The 20467-nt window shown below is 40.0% G+C and carries 18 protein-coding genes and 1 pseudogene; 14 read left to right on the forward strand and 5 right to left on the reverse strand.

Going from position 1 to position 20467, the window contains the following annotated elements:
• Positions 1 to 14 precede the first annotated feature (14 nt).
• Complete coding sequence (locus HYD28_07985) at positions 15 to 1733, reverse strand: lysophospholipid acyltransferase family protein (protein ID QLE08921.1); 1719 nt, start codon at positions 1731 to 1733, stop codon at positions 15 to 17.
• A 123-nt stretch (positions 1734 to 1856) separates the two neighbouring features.
• On the opposite strand from HYD28_07985, the gene HYD28_07990 reads away from it, so the two are divergent.
• Positions 1857 to 2777, forward strand: coding sequence for a glyoxylate/hydroxypyruvate reductase A (locus HYD28_07990; GenBank protein QLE08922.1), 921 nt, complete (start codon positions 1857 to 1859; stop codon positions 2775 to 2777).
• A gap of 451 nt (positions 2778 to 3228) precedes the next feature.
• Here HYD28_07990 and smrA read toward each other — a convergent pair whose 3' ends face one another.
• From smrA to HYD28_08005, 3 genes are all read right to left on the reverse strand, one after another.
• A complete protein-coding gene (smrA, locus tag HYD28_07995; GenBank protein QLE08923.1) occupies positions 3229 to 3810 on the reverse strand; it encodes a DNA endonuclease SmrA in 582 nt (193 codons plus the stop codon).
• Positions 3811 to 3958: 148 nt separating this feature from the next.
• Positions 3959 to 4204, reverse strand: coding sequence for a hypothetical protein (locus tag HYD28_08000; GenBank protein QLE08924.1), 246 nt, complete (start codon positions 4202 to 4204; stop codon positions 3959 to 3961).
• A gap of 100 nt (positions 4205 to 4304) precedes the next feature.
• Positions 4305 to 4748 carry a hypothetical protein gene (locus HYD28_08005; protein QLE08925.1) on the reverse strand — a complete coding sequence of 148 codons (444 nt, stop codon included), beginning with the start codon at positions 4746 to 4748 and terminating at the stop codon, positions 4305 to 4307.
• A 151-nt stretch (positions 4749 to 4899) separates the two neighbouring features.
• Between HYD28_08005 and HYD28_08010 the strand changes: the two genes are divergently transcribed.
• Positions 4900 to 5283 carry a response regulator gene (locus HYD28_08010; GenBank protein QLE08926.1) on the forward strand — a complete coding sequence of 128 codons (384 nt, stop codon included), beginning with the start codon at positions 4900 to 4902 and terminating at the stop codon, positions 5281 to 5283.
• Positions 5284 to 5383: 100 nt separating this feature from the next.
• Here the strand turns inward: HYD28_08010 and rpsT are convergent, their stop codons facing one another.
• Complete coding sequence (rpsT, locus tag HYD28_08015) at positions 5384 to 5644, reverse strand: 30S ribosomal protein S20 (protein QLE08927.1); 261 nt, start codon at positions 5642 to 5644, stop codon at positions 5384 to 5386.
• A 270-nt stretch (positions 5645 to 5914) separates the two neighbouring features.
• Here rpsT and murJ point away from each other — a divergent pair, with 270 nt between their 5' ends.
• The 12 genes and pseudogenes from murJ to HYD28_08075 all read left to right on the forward strand — a co-directional run bounded on the left by murJ (position 5915) and on the right by HYD28_08075 (position 20225).
• A complete protein-coding gene (gene murJ, locus HYD28_08020) occupies positions 5915 to 7468 on the forward strand; it encodes a murein biosynthesis integral membrane protein MurJ (protein ID QLE10513.1) in 1554 nt (517 codons plus the stop codon).
• Between the two features lie 73 nt (positions 7469 to 7541).
• Entirely contained in the window at positions 7542 to 8468 is a 927-nt protein-coding gene (gene ribF / locus HYD28_08025) for a bifunctional riboflavin kinase/FAD synthetase (GenBank protein ID QLE08928.1), read from the forward strand.
• A 25-nt stretch (positions 8469 to 8493) separates the two neighbouring features.
• Positions 8494 to 11319, forward strand: a complete 2826-nt coding sequence (gene ileS, locus HYD28_08030; protein ID QLE08929.1) for an isoleucine--tRNA ligase — start codon at positions 8494 to 8496, stop codon at positions 11317 to 11319.
• Between the two features lie 9 nt (positions 11320 to 11328).
• A complete protein-coding gene (gene lspA, locus HYD28_08035) occupies positions 11329 to 11829 on the forward strand; it encodes a signal peptidase II (protein ID QLE08930.1) in 501 nt (166 codons plus the stop codon).
• Positions 11826 to 12266 (forward strand): FKBP-type peptidyl-prolyl cis-trans isomerase, encoded by a 441-nt coding sequence (fkpB, locus tag HYD28_08040; GenBank protein ID QLE08931.1) that lies wholly within the window; start codon positions 11826 to 11828, stop codon positions 12264 to 12266. Before lspA ends, fkpB begins: the two co-directional genes overlap by 4 nt.
• Positions 12266 to 13195: a 4-hydroxy-3-methylbut-2-enyl diphosphate reductase gene (gene ispH, locus HYD28_08045; GenBank protein ID QLE08932.1), complete on the forward strand. Its 930-nt coding sequence runs from the start codon at positions 12266 to 12268 to the stop codon at positions 13193 to 13195. Before fkpB ends, ispH begins: the two co-directional genes overlap by 1 nt.
• Positions 13196 to 13232: 37 nt before the next feature.
• Positions 13233 to 14258, forward strand: a complete 1026-nt coding sequence (locus tag HYD28_08050) for a histidine kinase (GenBank protein QLE08933.1) — start codon at positions 13233 to 13235, stop codon at positions 14256 to 14258.
• Complete coding sequence (locus HYD28_08055; protein ID QLE10514.1) at positions 14258 to 14965, forward strand: response regulator transcription factor; 708 nt, start codon at positions 14258 to 14260, stop codon at positions 14963 to 14965. The genes HYD28_08050 and HYD28_08055 overlap by 1 nt, the downstream gene beginning before the upstream one ends.
• Before the next feature lie 175 nt (positions 14966 to 15140).
• The gene (gene pilV, locus HYD28_08060) at positions 15141 to 15695 is read left to right on the forward strand and encodes a type IV pilus modification protein PilV (GenBank protein QLE08934.1); all 555 of its coding nucleotides are present in this window, start codon (positions 15141 to 15143) and stop codon (positions 15693 to 15695) included.
• A gap of 1 nt (position 15696) precedes the next feature.
• Entirely contained in the window at positions 15697 to 16692 is a 996-nt protein-coding gene (locus HYD28_08065; GenBank protein QLE08935.1) for a PilW family protein, read from the forward strand.
• Positions 16680 to 17162, forward strand: a complete 483-nt coding sequence (locus tag HYD28_08070) for a pilus assembly protein PilX (GenBank protein ID QLE08936.1) — start codon at positions 16680 to 16682, stop codon at positions 17160 to 17162. The genes HYD28_08065 and HYD28_08070 overlap by 13 nt, the downstream gene beginning before the upstream one ends.
• A 44-nt stretch (positions 17163 to 17206) precedes the next feature.
• Positions 17207 to 20225: pseudogene (locus HYD28_08075) on the forward strand (VWA domain-containing protein).
• Positions 20226 to 20467 lie beyond the last annotated feature (242 nt).

Raw genomic sequence — 20467 nt, forward strand, 5'->3', positions numbered from 1 at the left:
TTATTTTATAACGACTATTCGCGTATCTGTCCTAAGTAGCGTTTGGCTTTACTCGCTTTCACTTTATCTAAGTCGACAAGCACTAAACCATCAATGCAGTTATTAAACTCAGGGTCGATACTAAAACTTAAAAATTGTACGCCACCTGGCTCACAAAGTTCTGTATATTGTTTGAATAAGGTAGGGACTTGCGCGCCAATATTGGCGAGTACATGCTTAAGTTCAACAAAATCTTCTTTAATATCATCCCCAGCGAATAACTGAGCACATTGTTCTTTTTGTGATTCGGTATGACGATATTCATTGTTTGGAATTGCTAACACTTGTTTTGCACTATAATAATGCTGGTAATAATGAACGAGTAGCGATTTAGCTTGCTCGGGGAGTGCGTTAGATACACTGACTGCACCAAACAAGTAGCGGTATTGTGGGTAACGATTAACAAAGGCGCCGATGCCGAACCACAAATAGTCTAGGCTCTTTCTGCCCCAGTATTTGGGTTGCACAAAGCTGCGACCTAGCTCAATGCCTTTTTCAAAATACGGATCCATATCATCGCTGTAGCTAAATAGGCTATCAGTATATAAACCTTTGCGGCCATGTTTTTCTATAATATCTTGTGCGCAGGCAAGTCGGTATGCGCCGACTAGTTCAAGTTGCTTAGCATCCCACAGTACGAGGTGTTGATAATCCATGTCGTATTTATCTATATCTCGGCGTTTACCACTGCCTTCACCGACTGCACGAAACGCAATTTCACGAAGTCGTCCTAGCTCACGGAAAATTGGTGAGCTACCACAGTATTGATATAGGTAAATTTTCATACCATCAGAGGTTTCACCCAATAACTCACACTCTTCAATGGCTTTTTTTAGATCTTTTGTCGCTTCTGGGCTTGCAATGGGGGTTTGCGTCTTTAACGGCAGAGGTTTTTTAGTGATAAGTCGATACAGTTGCTTTCTTATAAGCTGGGCTATTTCTTTATCTTTTAAATTCTCAATTAAATATGACTCAGGAGGGATGGATGCCCCAATTTCAAACTCTAGTGACTTCTGTCGCTGTTTAAACATTTCTTTGACTAATAATAAACTAGCTAATGGTTTATAAATCATTGAAGTGCCATAAAATAGTGGGCTGTTTTTCGCTTTGATATAAATTGGCAAAATTGGTGCCTTGGCTTTTTTTGCCATCCTTAAAAAGCCAGAGTTCCATTTACAGTCTTTTATTCCGGTTGGACTTAACCTTGAAACTTCACCGGCAGGGAAGATTAATAGCGCACCGTCTGATTTTAAATGCTGTTGGATATTAGCAAGCTCTTTCTTTTTACTTGTGCCAGAGAGGTTATCAACGGGAAGAAGTAACGAGTGCATAGGGGTAATAGACATCAGCATACGGTTTGCAACGACTTTTAAGTCAGGGCGCACACTTGATAATACTTTTATCAGCGCTAATGCATCGAGTGAACCAATAGGGTGGTTAGCCACAATGACGACATTACCCTCACTCGGAATATGTTCCATTTGCTTAGGCTTGTAGCGCGTGTCAAAGTCCAGCTCATCAAGTACTTGCTCTACAAACTCTAGTCCTTGTAAGTGTGGGTATGCATCACCAAAGGCAACAAACTCTTGCTCATGTAATAAATAACCCAGACCTTTCTTTACTAAGCCTTTTACTTTTGGTGAATTTTCTAACTGTGGTAAATTTGCTTCTATTACTTTATCAACACTGATCATACAAACCTCAAACATAAACGCATTCAGCGATGAGGTTAGGGTAAGAGTTCGCTGTGACAGTTAGGTTGCAGTTGTGTGACTTTTTAAAGAGCGCTTCGAGTACGAGGCAAAATGGAGAAGACAATGATTTTACTTGTAGCTGTAACTGGCCGAGATTGCAGCCAATTAATTGCCCGATTACAAGCGTTATTACCAGAGGTTGAGGTGCAGCTTTGGTCTGAGTGTACTGACTACGAAGCAGTTGAGTTTGTACTGGCTTGGAATGCCCCTGCTGATTTATGGCCTAAGCTGGTAAATTTAAAAGCGGTTTCTTCATTCGGTGCAGGCGTTGATAGCATCGACTTAACGAAGATAGCAGCGCATGTTCCCGTTGTTAGAATTGTTGATGATAACCTTGCAAATGACATGGCAGAGTATGTGTTGACTCATGTGTTAGCACACAAGCTTAGGCTTAAAGAATATTATTTAAAACAATCAGCCTGCACTTGGAAGCCAAAGCGAGCGTATTCACATCAACATGTGGGTATCTTGGGTTATGGCGAACTAGGTAAAGCCTGCGCTAAGCGTTTACTTCGCAACGGTTTTCAAGTAAGTGCTTGGTCTAATAGTGAAAAACATGATTCTGAGGTGAATACGTATTACACGCAGCAGGGTTTATATGAAATGCTTGGTCAAATTGATTTTCTCGTTTGCTTACTTCCACTTAATCAACACACTCAGGGCATTATCAATAAATCACTTCTTAGTAAACTGCAAACCCATGCAGTGCTAATTAATGTTGCCAGAGGCAAACATGTGGTTGATGAAGATTTACTGAGGGCACTTGATAGTGAGCAATTACGAGGTGCAACGCTTGATGTATTTAGTGAAGAGCCCTTACCTAAAACACATCCATTTTGGTCTCATGAAAAGATAACCTTAACGCCTCATTGCGGTGCATTATCAGATTTAGAGTCAGTCACTTTGCAAATTGCGGGTAATGTTAAAAGATTAATTGAGGGTAAAAATCTAATAAATCAGGTTGATAGAACAAAAGGTTATTGACGCATTACAAATTAGTTTAATAAACACCTTGTTAACATCTGTAACTTTGCTATTCTGTTGTTGCTCAATAAAAAAACAATAAAAAGAGGCGTTATGAAATCTAATCAAGGTGGGGCTAAATTTAGCCTAGTCGTAGTGTCAGTTATCGTTTTAGGTGTGTCAGCATGGTTCAATCAAGCTAATGCATCTGAGCAACCAGCTCAGGCCATTGATATTAGCCAATCATAACCACAAATCATTGTCAGCTAGTGCAGCATGTATAATACCAATCCGTAATAATACTTAATCTTTTTGAGGGATTAAACATGTCGCTAACTAGGTTAAAATTTTTCATTTAGAACAACTAAATAACGAAATTTTTGCCTTGTTATCAACGAGGCTATGTTGCCTCAAAATAGACTAATAAATTAAGCGTATTGGTATAAATGCTGCACTTCAATCGCTTATTCAACTAACTTCTTTTTGAATGTATTTCTCTATTCTCGTGTTTTTTCTCGTCTGACTTTTTAATCATTACATACGTTGCACCGCTACCACCATGATGTTTAAGAGCACTATGAAACGCTAAAACGGCTGGAATTTCTTGCAGCCACTTGTTGGTGTAACTCTTTAAAATACCCGGCTGTGATTTATTTTTAATGCCAATGCCATGGCGAATTAGTACAACCCGAATATTTCTTTTATGGCAGTCATCAATAAAGTTAAATAGTGTGCTGCGAGCTCGTTGCAAGGGCTGACCATGTAAATCAAGGGTAGCGTCAAGTTGATATTTAGCTAAGCGCAGATTTTTATATACTTGCCCTTGAACACCATCTTTCTTAAATGCCAATATGCTATGCGGATCTAACAGCTCGACGTATTCACTACGTAAATAATTTTCATCAATTGCTAAATCACACTCTGCGGCTTTACGTTTTTCTTGTTGTGCTAACGAAGGACCTTGCTTTTTGGAATCAAATTGAACTGTGTCATGTTCAAGAGGTTTGACGTCTTCCATTGATGAGAGAAATAAGTCGAAGTCGTTTAATGACATAAGGTACCTCCAAATTATTTATATACGCCGTTTATGGTATCTCAGTTCAATTATTTTGTAAGTAAAAAAAAGCCCAAACAGAAGGCTGTTTGGGCATAAAAGATGATAGATGGGATAGCCTATTCTATCAATTTATCTTAGGAGAAGATTAACCTTGATTGATATTCAATTGGCCAAATGTGTAGACCTTGAATAAATAAAATGTGTTGATCAACACCAAGCTCATATTCGAGATAACGCTTGATGACATCAGATCTAAACTAAACGATAAAAATAATAAACTACACGCGCTAATTGCCGCAAAACGCAGTAATGTGAGCTGGTTAATAAAAAATGCACCTAGCCCTAGTGCAAGTAATGTAAAGTTTAAAAGCCAATCTAGCTCGTTTAGCATGGTCGTATCTGATCGTGTCTGTGTTGAAAAAGGAGCGCCATTATGGTGATCTTTTACACAGCTTTCAACCAAGTAATTTTTAATTTTCGGATTAGATTTTTTAATCTATTAATAGCTTTTTCATTGCTGCAATAAAACCGCTTTGTTCTGTTACACGATACTTCTGACAAGTATCTGGTTTATGCTTATCTTGGCATAAGTATATAGTGTTGCGGCTTAGGTCTGCGCGCGGGCTGAGGCTTGAATCAAATAAGTTTGCACCATAGCCAAAAACACCTGGCCAAAATACACTTTGTGAGACCATACCAAGCTTTTCATAAGTGATTAACATCGGTTTTGGTGTAATTAATAGAATTAATACAACAGCTGCGAGTGCGTACCAACGTGTTTTGCTTTTTTTAAGTTCTACTTCAGGGGCTGTTTGTTGCGCTACTTGTGCGCGAGCTTGTTGTTGATTTGACGGTCTTTGACGCTTGGCTTGCGTTGGTTTTTTTCGTTCAGGTGTTTTACCAAGCAAAGATTGTTTTTTTATTTTATTAGACATAAAGCTTATCTGGCCTTTTAAATGTAGGTATCTATAATGAGATTATAACGAAGTTTTTGATATAATAGTCAAATTCAAATCACTTATAGGTTAAATGCGTTACACTCTTGAGTGCAATGAGTGTTTATCTTCATAGTTTAAGAGGAATAGTATGGATACGCAGCTTTCAATTCTTATTGTGGACGACGTAGGCACGGTTCGCAGTTTTTTAAATCAAACATTAATGCACCTAGGTATAGACAATGTGCGTGAGGCTTCTACGGCCGCGCAATGTTTAAGCGCATGCAAAGAAAAAGAATTCAATATTATCTTTTTAGATATTGAATTACCTGATGGTGACGGTAAAGAGATTATCTCACAAATCAATGAAATTTCGCCTGAAGCAAATGTGGTCATGGTTTCGGCCCATTCGACAGTAGAAAATGTTAAAGAGGCGATCGAAAAGGGGGCTAAAGGATTTGTTGTTAAACCTTTTACACCTAAGAAAATTGCAGCGATGCTGAAGAAGTTTTACCCTGAGCTGGAAATTGTCTAGCGAATTAATTTAATGAGGTAAATTGAGCGATTACTTTGTTAAATTCTAAATAAAAAAAAACCGGCATAAGCCGGTTTTTTATATATTCATCAAAAACAAATTATAGCGCTTTGATTTTAGCTGCTAAACGGCTCTTATGACGAGCTGCTTTGTTCTTGTGGATTAGACCTTTAGTTGCGTAACGGTCTAGGATAGGTGTTGCAACAGCGAATGCTGCTTGTGCAGCTTCTTTGTCGCCCGCTTCAATAGCAGTAACTACTTTTTTGAAGTAAGTACGCATCATTGAACGACGGCTTGCGTTATGTTGACGATTTTTTTCGCTCGTAATAGCGCGTTTTTTTGCAGACTTGATGTTAGCCAAGGTTTGCTCCTAACAATCTTAAAATAAGCTTAATTTAAAGGCCGTGGAATATGCCTGTTTTTATCATGAATGTCAACGAAATTTTGACATCTCAAGAAAAACTGCTCCTTATAACGAACATCAATTTGCCGCTTTAGCAGTTAATATCGCCATTGTAACAAAGGGTCGGGTTCGAGCCTAGTGCTTTAAAGATATTTTAGGCATAATCGCCCATCTTAGAGGTTTTTTGATAATAGGTTTAAGGTGGCAAAAGGATTATTTCGTTCTGGGATGATTGTCAGTGCAATGACAATGATTTCGCGTATTTTAGGATTAGTGCGAGATGCTGTTGTAGCGAACCTGCTTGGCGCCAGTGCCGCTGCAGATGTATTTTTGTTTGCCAATCGTATTCCTAACTTTTTAAGACGTTTGTTTGCCGAAGGTGCATTTGCACAAGCCTTTGTGCCGGTTTTATCTGAAATAAAAGAGCAACAAGGTGATGACAAAGTCAGGCTGTTTGTTGCTCAAGCTGCTGGCACTTTAGGAACTATTTTATTAATTGTTACCTTGTTTGGGGTCGTTGCTTCCCCTGTCATAGCAGCCCTATTTGGCACTGGCTGGTTTATCGATTGGTGGCAAGGAGGCGAAAATGCTGAAAAGTTCGTACTTGCCAGTGCACTTTTAAAACTGACTTTCCCGTATTTATTTTTTGTAAGTTTAGTTGCCCTTAGTGGTGCGGTAATGAACGTATATAATCGTTTTGCTGTTGCGGCGTTTACTCCAGTGCTGTTGAATATATCGATCATTAGTTGCGCTATCTTACTTCATGATAAATTTTCGGTAGGGGCATATGCGCTTGCTATCGGCGTGTTTGTCGGTGGTTTAGTGCAGTTGCTATTTCAATTGCCATTTTTATACCGTGCACGCATGCTGAGCCGCCCAAAGTGGGGATGGCAAGATGAAAACGTTAAAAAAGTCCGAAAACTAATGCTTCCTGCGTTGTTTGGTGTTTCTATCAGTCAAATAAATTTGTTACTCGACACCATGATTGCCTCAATGTTGATGACAGGCTCTATCGCTTGGCTTTACTACTCAGACCGTTTAATTGAGTTTCCTCTTGGCTTATTTGGTATCGGTATCGCAACGGTAATTTTGCCGGCACTGTCAAAGTTGCATAGCACCAAAAGTACTAGAGATTTTCAGCTGACCTTAGACTGGGGAGTACGGTTTGTTATATTTTTAGGTTTGCCTGCCATGTTTGGTTTAATGGTGATAAGCCCGCTAATTATTACGGTTTTATTTGACCATGGCGCGTTTCAGGACGGTGAAATTGATCATGTGAAAGCGGTAAGTTACGGTGTGATGGCCTATTCTGTTGGATTGGTTAGTTTCATGTTGATCAAGGTGTTAGCACCCGGCTTTTACTCTCGCCAAGATACTAAAACCCCCGTAAAAATAGGCATAAAAACACTCGTGTTGAATATGGTGTTTAATATTATGCTAGCACCATTTATCGGTTATTTGGGGTTAGCGTTGGCAACAGCGATGTCGGCCAGTTGTAATGCTTATTTGTTGTATCATCAACTGCGTAAAGAAGGGGTCTATCAGTTTTCAGTGATGAGTTTAGGTTTTACATTTAAGTGTTTGTTTTCAAGTATATTAATGGCTGCTTCGGTGTGGTTTGTTGGTCAGCAATTTGCGTGGAGAACATGGCACTTTACTGAGCAAGTGCTGCTGTTGAGCGGGTTATTAGTGTTGGCGGTTTTTGTGTACTTTGCGGCCTTATTCATTTTAGGTGTGCGACTAAATACGATAAAAAGTGTTGCAACTACTGAATCAAACTAAAAAAAAGATTATAATCTGCGTTTCAAGCTCGATATCAATGTTTTGGGCTCGCTTATAAAGGCAAAAAGGTGGCATGGAGTTAATTAGAGGTATTCACAATATTCGCGCGCAGCACTATGGCTGTGTGTTGACCATTGGTAATTTTGATGGCGTGCATTTAGGTCATGCTGAAGTGATTAAAGGCTTGCTTCAAGACGCACAAAAACATCAGTTGCCAAGTACCGTGATGTTATTTGAGCCTCAGCCACAAGAGTTTTTTGCCAAAGATAATGCACCAGCGCGTTTGACTCGACTTCGTGATAAGCTCAGCTTACTTGCTAAATTAGGAGTGGAGCGGGTGATTTGCATTAGTTTCAATCAGCAATTTGCCAATATGGAAGCCGAGCAGTTTGTTAGTCATGTACTGGTTGAGAAATTAGGTGTCAAAGCATTAACCGTGGGCGATGACTTTTGCTTTGGTAAACGTCGCCGTGGTGATTTTGCGCTACTGAAAACTATGGGCGCTGAGTTAAACATGGATGTGAAAAGTACTGCAAGTTTTCGCAGACTCAATGATAGAGTAAGCAGTACTCTTATTCGTCATGCGCTTGCTGCAGGGCAATTAGAAGATGCTAAGACCATGTTAGGTCATGGATACGCAATTTCTGGGCGCGTTATTCATGGTTGGGCAAAAGGCCGTGAATTAGGGTTCAGAACCGCCAATATTGCATTGAAACGCCAAGTATGCCCTGTGAATGGGGTGTTTGCGGTGCGAGCAAAAGTTGGTAATAAAGAATTATTTGGGGTTGCAAATATTGGCAACAAACCCACATTTAATGGGACACGTGCATTGTTAGAAGTTCATCTCTTCGACTTTGCGCAAGACATTTATGGACAATTCATGCACGTGGAGCTAATCAAGAAGCTTCGCGATGAGAAAAAATTCGAGACATTAACACAACTGACGGCGCAGATTGCAGATGATGTAACCGCCGCTAAGCAGTGTTTTGGTTTAAATTAGGTAGCCGATACGGAAAGTAGGATTAATGAGCGACTACAAACATACTTTGAATTTACCGGAAACAGCGTTTCCAATGCGCGGCAATTTGGCACAACGTGAACCAAAGATGCTTAAGACATGGTATGAAGACGATCTATATGGTCAAATTCGCAGCGCTAAAAAAGGTAAAAAAACCTTCATTTTGCATGACGGCCCTCCGTATGCAAACGGTGATATCCATTTAGGCCACTCGGTAAACAAAATTCTTAAAGATATTATTGTTAAGTCAAAAACTTTGTCTGACTTCGACGCACCTTACGTGCCGGGTTGGGACTGTCACGGTTTACCAATTGAATTAATGGTTGAAAAGAAAGTAGGCAAGCCAGGCGTTAAGGTATCTGCTGCTGAGTTCCGTGAAAAATGTCGGGCATACGCAAAAAAACAAGTCGAAGGTCAAAAAACAGACTTTAAACGTCTTGGTGTATTTGGTGACTGGGACAAGCCTTACTTAACAATGAACTTTGACTTTGAAGCGAATGCAATTCGTGTACTTGGTCGCATCATTAAAAATGGTCACTTACACAAAGGTGCTAAGCCTGTTCACTGGTGTACAGATTGTGGTTCAGCACTTGCTGAAGCGGAAGTTGAATACCAAGATAAACAGTCTCCAGCAATCGATGTGCGTTTTCAGTTTGCTGATCAAGATGCTGTAATCAATGCGTTTGAACTTGCTGAAGGCCATGAAGGTACAGGTGCAGTTAGTACCGCCATTTGGACGACAACACCTTGGACATTACCAGCTAACCGTGCAGTAGCGGTTCACGAAAAGCTTGAATATGCCCTTGTTCAAATTGATGACGAAGGTGCGCAGCAACGTCTAATTTTAGGTTCTGAGCTAGTAAAAGATGCAATGGACCGTTATGGCTTTAAGCATTACCATGTACTAGGTTATGTAAAAGGTGCGGCACTTGAGAATTTACAGGTTGCTCACCCGTTCTATGACTTCACAGTGCCTGTAATTGTTGCTGATCACGTAACGACTGATTCTGGTACTGGTGTTGTTCATACTGCGCCTGGTCACGGTCAAGAGGATTTCGCGGCAGGTCTTGCTTATGGTTTAGAAGTTGCTAACCCTGTTGGTGCAAACGGTGTTTACTTACCTGACACACCTATGTTTGCTGGTCAGCACGTATTTAAAGCAAATGCGAGCGTGATTGACGTATTAACTGAAAACAATGCGTTATTACACCATCATGCGCTTACACATAGCTACCCACATTGCTGGCGTCATAAAACACCAATTATCTTCCGTGCTACGCCACAGTGGTTTGTAAGTATGGATCAAGCTAACCTTCGTCAAGATTCATTAAATGAAATCAAAAAGACTGAGTGGTTACCTGAGTGGGGCGAGAGCCGCATTGCTAACATGGTTGAAGGCCGTCCTGATTGGTGTATTTCACGCCAACGTACATGGGGTGTGCCAATTGCACTATTCGTTGATAAAGATACTGGTGCTCTTCATCCAAATACGCAAGAGCTAATCGAAGAAGCTGCGAAACTGGTTGAAAAATCAGGTATTCAAGCTTGGTATGACTTAGACCCTGCAACCTTACTTGGTGATGACTCTGAGCAATACATGAAGGTACAAGATACCCTAGATGTATGGTTTGATTCAGGCGTGACTCACGCATGTGTGGTTGATGCTCGTGAAGATTTAACGAGTCCGGCAGATCTTTATTTAGAAGGCTCTGATCAACACCGTGGTTGGTTCATGTCGTCAATGATGACTTCGGTTGCTATCAATGGTCATGCGCCATATAAGCAAGTGTTAACACACGGTTTCACAGTTGATGAAAACGGCCGCAAGATGTCTAAATCATTAGGCAATGTAATTTCGCCACAAAACGTGATGAACAAACTAGGTGCTGACATCTTACGTTTATGGGTTGCATCAACTGACTTTACAGCCGAAATGACTGTATCTGATGAAATCTTTAAACGTTCAGCTGACCGTTACCGTCGTATCCGTAACACCAGCCGTTACTTACTTGCGAACCTTAATGGTTTTGATCCTAAAACGGATCAAGTTGCAATTGAAGACATGGTTGAGCTTGATCGTTGGATTGTGGGTCGTGCAGCTGAGCTGCAAGATGAAATCTTAGCGGCTTATGACAAGTACCAAATGCTGCTTGTAACGCAAAAGCTAATGAACTTCTGTACTGGTGAGCTTGGTTCGTTCTACCTAGACGTAATCAAAGATCGTCAATACACAGCGAAAAGCGACAGCCATGCACGTCGTTCATGTCAAACTGCGCTTTACCACATTGCTGAAGCAATGACGCGTTGGATGGCACCGATTTTAAGCTTCACTGCGCAAGAAATTTGGGAAGCATTACCAGGTGAGCGTGACAAATTTGTATTCACCTCAGTATGGTACGATGGCTTGCAAGCCTCTTCACAAGGTAAGTTCAGCAATGATGATTGGTTAACAATCCTTAATGTTCGTGATGAAGTAAACCGTGTGCTAGAAGCTGCTCGTAAAGAAGACGTTATTGGTGCAACACTACAAGCAAACGTAAGCATCTACGCTAGTGAAGAGCTAAGCTCGAAATTAGCTGCATTAGGTGATGAGCTGCGCTTTGTACTATTAACTTCAGGCGTGACAGTTGAAACAGTGACAGCTCAGCCTGAAGGTACTCAGGCGACTGAGATTGATGGCTTATACATTAAAGTTGCTGCAACAACTGCTGAAAAATGTGAGCGTTGTTGGCATTACTGTGATGATGTAGGTGCTGATCCAGCACACCCTGAAATCTGTGGCCGTTGTGTAAGTAATGTTGACGGCGATGGTGAACAGCGTCAGTTCGCATAGGAGTTGTTAGTGAGCAAACTAGCCGGAAAAAGTGGCTTGGTTTGGTTATGGCTGAGTCTACTACTTTTAGTAGTAGACCATGCGACAAAAACACTTGTCGTTAATACCATGGCCTACAAAGAGTCGATAGATATTCTGCCGTTCTTTAATTTCACCTATGTACATAACTATGGTGCAGCATTTAGCTTTTTAAGTGATTCTGGTGGTTGGCAGCGCTGGTTTTTTAGTTTGATTGCTGTGTCGATCAGTGTGTTATTAGTGTGGTGGCTTAAACGCTTACCAGCGACGAACAAGGTCTTGTGTTCTGCTTATGCGTTAGTGTTAGCCGGCGCGATTGGCAATTTATACGACCGCATCGCTTATGGCTATGTTATTGACTTCTTACACGTATATTATGAAAATTGGCACTTTCCTGTTTTTAATATTGCCGATTGTGCGATTTGTATCGGTGCCGCATTACTTTTATTTGATGCCTTCACAGGCGAAAGTCCTAAGGAGCAACAAGCATGAGCCAAGCTGTAATTGGTGAAAACTCTGAAGTGATCTTTCATTTCTCAATTAAATTAGAGGATGGCTCAGCAGCCGATTCAACTAAGGTGCATAATAAACCTGCAAAATTGCGAATGGGTGATGGTAGCCTGACAGAAAACTTTGAAAAATGTTTACTAGGTTTAGCTGCTGGTGACAGTAAGTCATTTGCGTTGGAGCCAGAGGATGCATTTGGTCAGCCAAATCCAGATAACATTTATTATGTAGACCGCAGCAAGTTTGGTGCAGAGACCCCTGCTGAAGTAGGTAATATTATAGCTTTTACTCAGCCTGATGGTACTGAATTACCAGGACTTGTTCGTGAAGTGCAAGGTGACTCTGTCACGATTGATTTTAATCACCCACTTGCGGGACAACGCTTAACCTTTGAAGTCGATATTTTAGAGGTAACAGGTTAATGGATATTTTATTAGCAAATCCACGTGGTTTTTGTGCCGGTGTTGATCGTGCAATTAGTATTGTGGAACGTGCACTTGATATCTTTGAAAAACCTATCTATGTGCGCCATGAAGTGGTTCATAATCGATATGTTGTTGATGGACTTAAAAATCGTGGTGCAGTATTTGTTGAAGAGCTAGATCAGGTGCCTGACGACAGCATTGTTATTTTTAGCGCTCATGGTGTATCGCAAGCTGTTCGCAACGAAGCAAAACGTCGTGATCTTAAAGTGTTTGATGCAACTTGCCCACTAGTAACAAAAGTACATATGGAAGTAACACGTGCAAGCCGCAAAGGGACTGAGTGCGTGTTAATCGGTCACCATGGGCATCCTGAAGTCGAAGGTACAATGGGGCAGTATGACAACGAAAAGGGTGGTATTTATTTAGTAGAAACCCCTGAGGATGTTGCTAGCTTAACGGTTAAAAACCCTGAAAATCTGTTTTACTGTAGCCAAACAACCTTATCTGTTGATGATACGGCAGATGTGATTGATGCACTTCGTACTAAGTTTCCGGCGATTGATGGTCCGCGTAAAGATGACATTTGTTATGCTACGCAAAACCGTCAAGATGCCGTTCGTGACTTGGCAGATAAAGTAGATGTACTGCTTGTTGTGGGGGCTAAAAATAGCTCTAACTCAAATCGTTTACGTGAGCTTGCTGACAAAATGGGAACGACCGCTTATTTAATCGATGATGCGAGTAATGTTGAAGCTGATTGGTTTAACAATGTAAATGCTGTCGGTGTCACTGCAGGCGCATCTGCACCAGAAGTTTTAGTCCAGCAGGTAATTGCCCGTCTAAAAGAATTAGGTGGTAATCAAGTTGTTGAAAATCCAGGTGAAGAAGAGAACATAGTATTTGCTGTTCCCGTTGAGCTACGCTAATCTAAACAGTTAGTAGACAATAATAAAAGAGGAGCCCATGAGCAAACAGCCAAATTCAAACGGCTTGCTGATTGCGGCTCTTTTTCAATCCCGTGGTGTCCTTGCCACACTGATCGTCAGCCAAGCCATTGCTATTTTACTTGCTTTCTCGCCAATGAGTTTAGGTGATGTGTGGTCACGTCTTGCAATATTTAGCTGCTTTTTACACCTTATCTTTCTTTCTAGTTTATCTTTACTTTATTTGAGTCGAGTTATACTCATAAAGTTATCACAGACGCATCAGCTGACCATTTTAATTTTATCCTTACTTGGATTAACTTACGTTTATAGCTGGCTGTTTTTGACTCTATTTTCAGATGTTTTTTCTATGGAGTCGAGAGCAAACTTTATTGGCAGTAACCTACTAATTGTGTTTTTAGTAGCGGCACTATTTGGTCAGTTTTTGCATATTCATAATCAAAAAGAGCTGCAAACTAAAGCGTTAGCTCAGGCTGAGCTAGATGCATTGCAAGCAAGAATTCGGCCCCATTTTTTGTTTAATAGTTTGAATACGGCCGCTGAGCTTACACATTATGATGCTGACGCCGCAGAGCAGGCAATTTTAGCACTGGCGGCGCTATCACAGGCAGCTATGCGAAGCGGTAAAGCGATTAAGCTTGTTGACGAAATCACCTTGTGCCAACAGTATGTAGCACTTGAACGTTGGCGCTACGGTGAACGGTTAGCTTTAAGTTGGAAATTACCTGAGGCGCTGCCAGATATTGATATTCCCTGTTTAACAATTCAACCAATTATTGAAAATGCCGTATTTTATGGTGTGGAGCCCGCTGAGCTGGGAAATATCTCGGTCGAAATGCATCAATCAGACAAAGCTTATACCTTCATTATAACTAACCCAGTCGCAGCACAAGTGAGCCATTCGCGAACAGGTAATGGTATGGCGCTTGATAATATTCGTCAGCGCTTGGCGCTGTTTTATAATCAAAGAGCGCAACTTACGACTACTATTCGTGATGGAATTTTTAGAGTGAAGCTAGTTATACCAAAGCAGAGGGGCGCATGATAAAAGTATTGATTGCTGATGATGAGCCTTTAGCAAGGGCACGTATCAAACGTTTATTATCTACTAATGAGGGTTATACTGTGGTTGGTGAAGCAAGTAATGGTGAACAAGCGATAGAGCTTTGTAAGTGCTTGCAACCTGATTTAGTCATGCTTGATATTAATATGCCTAAGCTGACTGGGTTAGAGGTAGCAGCAGAGCTAAAGCAGTTTTCTATCCCTCCTGCAGTTATGTTTTTAACAGCACATGCCGAGCATGCGTTAACTGCATTTGAGCTCGCTGTTGATGGTTATTTAGTTAAACCTGTTTCTGAGCAAGCATTAACCAAAGCAATGGCTCAACTCAGTAAATTAAACCGGACTCAAGTAAGCCCACTTGAAAATAACTATATTAGTTATCAACTTGCTGGCGTATTGAGAAGGATAAATGTGGATGATGTTATATGCTGTATCGCTGAACAAAAATACACTCGAGTTGTATTTTTCAAAGGTGAAGCGCTTATTGAACAGAGTTTAAAGCAACTCGAGCAAACCTATCCGTTACAGTTACTGCGAATTCATCGCAACACGCTTGTGAATTCACAGCATATTGTAAGTCTTAATAACTCGTTGACGGGTGGTCATACCGTGATTATGAAGCAATTTGAAGAGCCGTTAGCTGTTAGTCGTCGAGAGCTTAAAAATGTTAAAGCTGCGATGGGTAAGTAAAAGTCACCTAATTAGTCTTTCCTATTAGTTTTGGCTCTTTCTGGGTCAATGGTATTAGCTTCAATGAGGGAGGAATACCGCTTATCGAGCATTTTGACCGCTTATCCATATTCAGATTGTGATTTATTAGTGTTCTTTTATTCTTACGGTATGTAAAAGTATCCGTAATTTCATCATGTTTAAACATCCTGACCAGCAAGGTTTTACTTTAATCGAAGTACTTATTGCCTTTGTTATTTTAAGTTTTGGTTTATTAGGCGCTGTGGCCCTCCAAGCAAAAGCTAAGCAAGCAAGCTTCGATGCATTGCAACGCTCTGCTGCAATTGCGTTAGGCAATGACATTATTCAACGCATGCGAGCTAATGATTCTTCAGGCTTTGCAGGTTTGTATAATGGAGAATTTAGCAGTGAATCTTCGGCTGGTGCAGTACAACCGTGTCTTAACGCTAGATGTTCTGCGCAACAAATCGCAGCATTCGATAAACAACAGTGGATACGAGCCATTCAAGCCCGTGAAAATACAGGTGCTTTAGATGACGCAACAGTGTGTATAAGTAGCACCCCTGTCGCTGCAGGGAGTGCAAATGAGTTCAATATTCAAGTTGTGATCAGTTGGCGAGGTAGACAAGAGTTATCAGCTAGCAAAGAAAATAATGCTGTCAAATGTGGCGCTGCTACTGATAAGCGTCGTTTGGTTGTTCTTGATAGTTATATCTATTTAAGGTCTTGATATGAATAAACATAATGGATTTACGCTGGTTGAGGTAATGGTCGCTTTATTTATAGGTGGCCTGGTTCTTGGTGGCGTGATGTTTACTTATATCAGTATGAAAGTAACTACAAAAGATACAATGGCTATTGGTGAGTTACAAGAAACAGGTCGTTTAGCATTAAATATAATGCAACGAGATATAGAACAAATCGGCTTTTGGGGCACCTTTTATGAAGACTCGTTTTCGAGTGATAACACTGATACCACACGGGTTAATAACCCAGGTAATGACTGTTCAGCAGGCTTGAACAATGCAAGCTTTCCAGATGCTAATGCAAATACAAACTTTCGCTCGGTTTATGCAATAGAAGCAAGTTCAGCCAATGCTTTAGGCTGTATTAACGATGCTAATCAAAACTCCGATATTTTACAGGTTAAGTTTTTAGAAGGACTACAAATCCAACCTAACAGTACTAATAACAGAAACTTTTATTTTGTTGCTGAGCAAGAGTTTGGGCTTTTTTCTCGAGGACCGATAGCTGCAGGCGCAATAAATGGGAATGCAACAATTTGGCGTTACAGGCACCATGTCTACTACATTTCAGAGCAAACGTTTAGTTTTAACAAAAAGACAGTCAAAGTACCCGCTCTAAAACGAATGAGGCTAACAGTAAATGAAGGTATGAGAAAAGAAACCATCATGGAAGGGGTTGAGAATTTACATTTTGTTTTTGGCTTGGATACGACTAATAACAGTCGTGTAGACACTTATAAAAGTATTACTGATATGACAGAAAGTGACTGGGAAAATCGCCGAGGAATTTTAACGGTTCAGGTGTTTTTATTAGCCAGAACGCTAATGCCTGATGCAAATTTAAAGGTTACTAATCAAACATACACGTTAGGAGAAGGTACTAGCGGTAGGGTGCTTAAATTTAATGACAATTACAGACGAGCTCTTTTTACAACAACAATTAGGCTTAACAATGTGGGGGCAAATTTATGGCGCATGTAACCTTAGCAAAAAAGCAACAAGGCGTTGTATTAATTGTAGCATTGATAATGGTGGTAGCTGTTACAGGGATTGCTGTTACTTTAATGAATAGTAGTTCTATTGATATAAAAATAACAAACGCAGTACAAGAACGTGAAGTCGCTGAAAATGAGTTATTTGGTAATGTTCAGCAAGTAATTGCAGCAGAGGCCACAAAAGGCGGCGATAGTGCTTTTCTGATGAAAGCTGCAGAAATACCTGAGGGGGGCTTTGTAATTGGAAGGGTTGGCAATACAACTAACACCATGACTAACTTAAATAATGGTGCCTTAGATTTACCTTGTCCTCGAAAATATAATTTCACCTCAGGCGTAGCATGCAACATGATTCAGGTTAATAGCACAATAACTTATGGCAAGAAAAGTACTCATGTTCTGACAATAACTACGGGGGTTGCCCAAGAAATGGCAAGCCTAAATACGGGTGGTTAGAGAAGGAAAGCAAAATGAAAGCCAGTACTATTTTACTTTTTTTTATGTGTATATTTGCCTTAGTATTTATCGTGCCAGGGTATGCTGATGATACAGAGCTATATGTAAATTACGATAAAGATTTAGCTGAAAAGACACGAGTATTATTTGTGTTAGATACATCAGGAAGTATGCTCCGTTCAGCAGAAACTGGTTTACAATGTCGTGATCCATACACTAGCTTTTTATTAGAGTGTCCAGATAGCCGAATAAATGCAGCCCGAAATGTAATTACAAGAGTTATTAACTCCAACCCCGATATGGATTTTGGTTTATTTCGTTTTTCAGCGAATGAAGGTGGATATTTAAAAGCAAAGTTAGGAACAGATCACAAAACAATAAAAAATATTATTAGTAACATATCAGCTGGGGGATCTACTCCAGTCACAGAGACTTTATGGGAAACTTATCGGTATTTAACCGGGCAAAGTGTTGATTTTGCGAAACTAATTGATCCTTCAATGCGAGATACTACAGCGGAAAAAGCTCAGCAATATGTGTCGCCTTTTAGTTCTCCAAATAAACGGTGTGATAATACAGTCAATATTATTCTTATTTCTGATGGTGAGCCTCAGTGGGATAATAGCCGTGATGCTTATATACAAAATATTTACCGAAACTATTTTGGTACAACAGCGCCTTCTTATCCTGTGAATGATTATGAACCAGATAGCCATTTAGCTGCATTAGCAAAAATTATTCATGGAACAAAGAATGTAAAGGTTGATTTGTATACCAAAACATCATCTGTAAATGACCAAGGGGTAATTTATACCGTAGGTTTTGGCAGTGGTATCACTGATAACAATGAAGCACTGCTTACGAAAACTGCTGAGTTTGGTGGCGGCCAATATCTTTTTGCAAATAATGCGAAAGGGTTATCTGAAGCAATCGATAAGGCCTTCGCAGTCATTAGAGAGGATAGTGGAGATTTTACTGCACCCGCTATTACTTCGAATAATAGAGATCAGACTCGTAGTAGAGATGCTTTGTATTACACGATGTTCTATCCAAGCACTAACGCTCGTTGGCGAGGAAACCTAAAGAAATTGAAAGTGTCGGGTGATTCAATCGTTGATGCAACTGGTAAGTCTGCATTGAATACTCAAGGACTAATTGCTAAGAATGCAAGAACATTTTGGCTTCCAGATGAAGAGAGCCCTGATGGTAATTCTGTTGAATTAGGTGGGGTCAACCTTTACTTATCAAGTATTTCAAGTTTACCAAAAGGTGGACGCAAAGTTTTAAGTAACCTTAGTGGGCGTATGCTTAACTTTACCCGCTACCGTGTTGTTTATCACTATAAGACAATTGCAAAGGCTGCTGCAGTTTTTGAAGCAAAACCAGAAGAAGTTGAAGATTTAATTAATTGGTCAAGAGGTCTCGATGTAGATGATGAGAATAATGATTACTCAACATCTGACTCACGAAAAGATATTTTTGGTGACCCACTTCACTCTAGGCCTGTCACTATTGATTATGGTAACGATGACGTTCGTATTTTAATAGGTACAAATGCTGGCTACTTACATATGTTTCAAGATAAGAACGATGTGTTAAGTGAAAGTTGGGCTTTCATTCCTAGACATCTATATAAAATTATAAAACCGCTGAGAGATAACCAGAGAAATAATAAAGTTTATGGTATCGATGGGCCTATCTCGGTATTTTTTGATGATAAAAATAAGGATGGTATTGTTGGTAAAGGTGATCGAGTTTGGGCATTTTTTGGTTTAAGGCGAGGCGGTAATAATTACTACGGACTTGATATTACAAAGCCTGATTCACCAAAAGTATTGTGGGGGGGACCAATTGTTGGCGGTTCTGGTGATTTTCAAGAACTAGCTCAAACATGGTCTAAAGCACAAGTAGCCTATATAAATTTGCGAGGCTATAAAGACCGTCCTGTACTCATCTTTGGTGCGGGCTATGATACCAACAAAGATAATAGACAACGTTCATCAGACTCTAAAGGAAGGGGAATATATATTGTTGATGCAGAGACAGGAAAAAAAATCTGGGCGCTGACACCATCGCAAAATGGTTTCCAAGGAAAGCATAGTATAGCTTCTGATATTGCTCTTGTTGACTCTGACTATGATGGTTATATAGATCGTTTGTATGCGAGCGACACAGGTGGAGATATTTGGCGAATTGATATGGCTACAGATAACTCCAATAATTGGACACACTTCAAGTTAGCGAGCCTTGGAGGTACTTATGCTAGTACAGATCGGCGTTTCTTCTATAAACCAACTATTGCAAGAAGTGTGTACAGTAAAGTTTCTGAGGTTGTTGTTAATGGTAAGTCAACAATAACACGTTTAGATACTCCGTTTGATGCGGTTTTAATAGGCAGTGGGAACCGTGCAAAGCCGACTTTGACATCGGTAAAAGATCAGTTATTTATGATCCGGGATATAAATACTGTGACTAAGTCTTTCACTGGGAATAATGTCCCTACTACAATTACTCACTCTGATTTAATGAATGTAAGTTCTGATCCATTTGCCAAGCAACTAGATGATATTAAAGGCTTTGTTAACCTTGAAGTTGAGTTATCTCGTTTTCATGGTTGGTATTATAACTTGCCGATAAAAGGAGAGAAATCGTTAGCCGCAAGTACTGTTGTGGGTGGTGTCGCCTACTTTACAAGTTTTTCACCGGGTTCGACAAGTAATATTACAGACCAATGTAGTCTAAGCGGGGGAAGTGGGGGGCTCTATGCTTTTCACTTGCATTATGGAACAAAAGTATATGATGAACTTAAGTACGAAACTGGGAATGATGTACCTGATACACCGCAATTATTTTTCGGTGAAAATGATAAAGGTGAAAGCCAGTTCATGTTGATTGGAAACTGGAATCATTGGTGAAAAAGCGCCATTTGTGGCAAAAGGGGTTTTGGGTCCCGGATTGAATATTGAAAATGGTAAAGTCAAATTAGTCAGTAATGATCGGCTTGGATTTGAAGTTCAACAAACTTATATATATAAACAAGAAAGGTTTGACCAAAGTCAGTGAAAATTAATGGTTTATAATTGATTGCTGATGATAACCTTTATTTGTGGTGTTATTTCTCTCTTTTTGGGATATTAAATACCATTATAATATTTTTGTGAGGCCTTTGGGTTTATAAATTAATATCTACTGGAATATGAAAACAATCCTTTTAGGTTGTTTGGGTTTTGTTTTTTGGTTATTTTTTACTGCTTTTTTAAGGTGTTAACTAACCCTTTGAATGTTACTTATAGCTAATGAATACT

Source organism: Pseudoalteromonas shioyasakiensis, assembly GCA_013391845.1.
GTDB lineage: Bacteria > Pseudomonadota > Gammaproteobacteria > Enterobacterales > Alteromonadaceae > Pseudoalteromonas > Pseudoalteromonas apostichopi.

What these genes read in the sequence shown, in the direction of transcription:
- HYD28_07985 (QLE08921.1), bottom strand. Translation starts at nt 1,733, where the DNA reads ATGATCAGTGTTGATAAAGTAATAGAAGCAAATTTACCACAGTTAGAA.
- HYD28_07990 (QLE08922.1), top strand. Translation starts at nt 1,857, where the DNA reads ATGATTTTACTTGTAGCTGTAACTGGCCGAGATTGCAGCCAATTAATT.
- smrA (QLE08923.1), bottom strand. Translation starts at nt 3,810, where the DNA reads ATGTCATTAAACGACTTCGACTTATTTCTCTCATCAATGGAAGACGTC.
- HYD28_08000 (QLE08924.1), bottom strand. Translation starts at nt 4,204, where the DNA reads ATGCTAAACGAGCTAGATTGGCTTTTAAACTTTACATTACTTGCACTA.
- HYD28_08005 (QLE08925.1), bottom strand. Translation starts at nt 4,748, where the DNA reads ATGTCTAATAAAATAAAAAAACAATCTTTGCTTGGTAAAACACCTGAA.
- HYD28_08010 (QLE08926.1), top strand. Translation starts at nt 4,900, where the DNA reads ATGGATACGCAGCTTTCAATTCTTATTGTGGACGACGTAGGCACGGTT.
- murJ (QLE10513.1), top strand. Translation starts at nt 5,915, where the DNA reads ATGATTGTCAGTGCAATGACAATGATTTCGCGTATTTTAGGATTAGTG.
- ribF (QLE08928.1), top strand. Translation starts at nt 7,542, where the DNA reads ATGGAGTTAATTAGAGGTATTCACAATATTCGCGCGCAGCACTATGGC.
- ileS (QLE08929.1), top strand. Translation starts at nt 8,494, where the DNA reads ATGAGCGACTACAAACATACTTTGAATTTACCGGAAACAGCGTTTCCA.
- fkpB (QLE08931.1), top strand. Translation starts at nt 11,826, where the DNA reads ATGAGCCAAGCTGTAATTGGTGAAAACTCTGAAGTGATCTTTCATTTC.
- ispH (QLE08932.1), top strand. Translation starts at nt 12,266, where the DNA reads ATGGATATTTTATTAGCAAATCCACGTGGTTTTTGTGCCGGTGTTGAT.
- HYD28_08050 (QLE08933.1), top strand. Translation starts at nt 13,233, where the DNA reads ATGAGCAAACAGCCAAATTCAAACGGCTTGCTGATTGCGGCTCTTTTT.
- pilV (QLE08934.1), top strand. Translation starts at nt 15,141, where the DNA reads ATGTTTAAACATCCTGACCAGCAAGGTTTTACTTTAATCGAAGTACTT.
- HYD28_08065 (QLE08935.1), top strand. Translation starts at nt 15,697, where the DNA reads ATGAATAAACATAATGGATTTACGCTGGTTGAGGTAATGGTCGCTTTA.
- HYD28_08070 (QLE08936.1), top strand. Translation starts at nt 16,680, where the DNA reads ATGGCGCATGTAACCTTAGCAAAAAAGCAACAAGGCGTTGTATTAATT.